This window comes from Thalassospira sp. UBA1131, assembly GCF_002311515.1.
Taxonomy (GTDB): domain Bacteria; phylum Pseudomonadota; class Alphaproteobacteria; order Rhodospirillales; family Thalassospiraceae; genus Thalassospira.
Genome location: NZ_DCAO01000126.1, coordinates 1 through 2,563, shown reverse-complemented (window position 1 = coordinate 2,563; position 2,563 = coordinate 1). Strand labels below are relative to the sequence as shown.

2 protein-coding genes are annotated in these 2,563 nt (G+C 56.1%); one reads left to right on the top strand and one right to left on the bottom strand.

Features of this window, described 5'->3' with window-relative positions; all coding sequences use genetic code 11:
- On the top strand, positions 1-1,382 hold a 1,382-nt coding region (locus tag B3Z49_RS20910), incomplete at its 5' end, for a hypothetical protein (RefSeq protein WP_296994517.1).
- On the opposite strand, the gene B3Z49_RS20905 is transcribed toward B3Z49_RS20910, so the two are convergent.
- On the bottom strand, positions 1,383-2,348 hold the full coding sequence (locus tag B3Z49_RS20905) for a LysR family transcriptional regulator (protein WP_296994514.1): 966 nt from the start codon (positions 2,346-2,348) through the stop codon (positions 1,383-1,385).
- Positions 2,349-2,563: the final 215 nt, after the last annotated feature.

Here is a 2,563-nt window from a genome sequence, read left to right as displayed (position 1 = left end):
GCCGGGTCAGCATCCCGGTGCCGCATGCCGGATCGGTTCTTGCCGAATTGCGCATGGATACGCTTGAGGAAGAAACCGACAAGTCCAACAACCGGCTAATCCTTGAAACCACCGGTGTGCGTGATCGGTTGCGCGTGTTGTTGTTATCTGGCGAACCCCACCCGGGCGAGCGGGCCTGGCGTAACCTTTTGCGGGCTGATCCGGGGGTGGATCTTGTGCATTTCACGATTTTGCGCCCTCCTGAAAAGGGTGACGACACACCGATCAATGAATTGGCACTGATCCCGTTTCCGATCCGTGATCTGTTCGAAGTGCGCCTGCGTCAATTTGATCTGATCATTTTTGACCGCTATCAGATGCGCGGTGTCTTGCCGCCGCACTATCTGGAAAAGGTGGTTGATTTCGTCAAATGGGGTGGCGCGGCACTGGTCGTCGCCGGGCCGGAATATGTCGGGCCGGACGGGCTTGCCAGCACGGCGTTGAATGACCTGATGCCTGCCGCGCCGACCGGACGGGTTATCGAGCAGGCCTTTGTCCCCCGTGTTAATCAAGCCGGCCGCCTGCACCCGGTCACAACCGCCATTGCCGGATCCCCCAACACTCCTCCGAAATGGGGTCAATGGTATCGTCAGATCGAAACGCGTATTTCAGATCCCGATGCCATGACGCTTCTGACCGGTGTGGATGACCTGCCCCTTCTGACCATGCAGCGGGTCGAGGAAGGTCGTGTGGCGATGTTAAGCTCTGATCAGATGTGGCTTTGGCAGCGCGGCCATGATGGCGGTGGTCCTGTGGCAGAGTTGCTGCGGCGCTTGTCACACTGGCTGATGAAGGAACCAGCCCTTGATGAAAACACCGTGCTGACCGAACGCAGCCCGGATGGCGAGAGCCTGATCCTCAATTGGCGCAAGATTGGCGCAGCCCCGGAAGCAGCCAGCGTGATCAATCCGGAAACTGGCGAGCAGATCAATGCCGCCTTCGAACAACTGCCCGATCAATCCTGGCAGGCCACTGTTCCGATTGAAACCCGCGGTCTGATCCGGGTTCGGGTGCGTGATCAGGATGATCGCAGTCAAACCGCGTTGCATGTTGATCGTGATGTCCTGACCGCCGAAACCCGAAATACTAATTCCACCCCGGATCTGTTGGCCGGGCTGGTGGCGGAAAATGATGGCTATATCGGCCGGATCGAAGATGGCTTGCCCGATTTCCGCCATGTGCCCGATGACCGTATCTGGCATGGCAGCAACTGGGCCGGGTTCCTTCAGACCGACAGTTTCAAGACCTTGATTGGCGGCATTACAAACTTACTGCCGATCCCGTTTGTCGCCCTTTTGATCGGCGCGATCTGTTTGTTGGGCTGGCGGGTTGAGAGCAAGTGATTAGGGTCGTGGTCGTTGACGGCCACGCCCTTCGCGATATTCCGCACAGGCTTCCTGATGGAAGTTGCACAATCCGCCTTTGAATTTTTCGACCAGAAAATCGATAAACACACGTACCTTGCTGGGCAGGTGGCGGCGTTCGGGATAGACCGCGTAAATACCGCCACTGCTGAGCGGATCGTAATCATGAAGGATGCGAACAAGACGCCCTTCGCTCAGCGCCTCTGCAACGATGAATTCCGGTTCACGCGCAATACCAAGGCCGCGAATGGCCGCGACGGAGGTGAATTCACCATTGTTGCATGACATCACCGGATTAACCCGGACCGAAACCTGACCATCAGGTCCGTCAAAGTCCCAGATATTGGGGCTTGGTACGTTGGTGTAGGAAATCGTTCTGTGCTCGGCCAGTTCCTGCGGCGTTTTGGGTTCGCCATACTGTTCCAGATAACCCGGTGAGGCCACAATATGGCCGGTAAAATCGGCCAGTTTGCGGGCGATCAGGCTGGAATCCTTAAGTCGGGTGATGCGGATCGCCATATCAATCCCCTCGGCCACCAGATCAACCATATGGTCGGCCAGATGGATATCGACATGCAGCCCGGGATACTTATCCATGAACTCGGTCACCAGTTGTGGCAGATACATCTGCCCAAAGGTCAGAGGGGCTGAAATACGCAATGTGCCGCGCGGCGTGCCGCGCAAATCGGTCAACGCATGTTCGGCTGTTTCGACTTCTTCAACCACACGCGCGCAGTGCTGATAGAAGGTCGACCCGGCATCTGTCAGGCTGAGCCGACGGGTGGTTCGGTTCAGAAGCCGGATGCCAAGATTGTCTTCAAGCTTGGTTACATGTTTGCTGACCGCAGATTTGGACATGCCAAGCTTGCGCGCCGCACCGGAAAAACTGCGTTCCTCAACGACACGGGCAAAGACGGTCATGCCGTCAAGATTTCCGATCAGCATTATGCGGCTCCTGAGCGGGATACTGTTGCGCGATTGGAAACAAATTAATGTCACATCAACGGATTGTCTTCAACGCGCAAATAAGCACAATAAAGCTTAACCGCGGCAGAATGCCTGCCAGAACCGATTAACAAAATTTGGGAAACGGACATGGGATTACTTGTCGACGGAGTCTGGCACGACAAATGGTATGACACCAAAAGCAACGGCGGAAA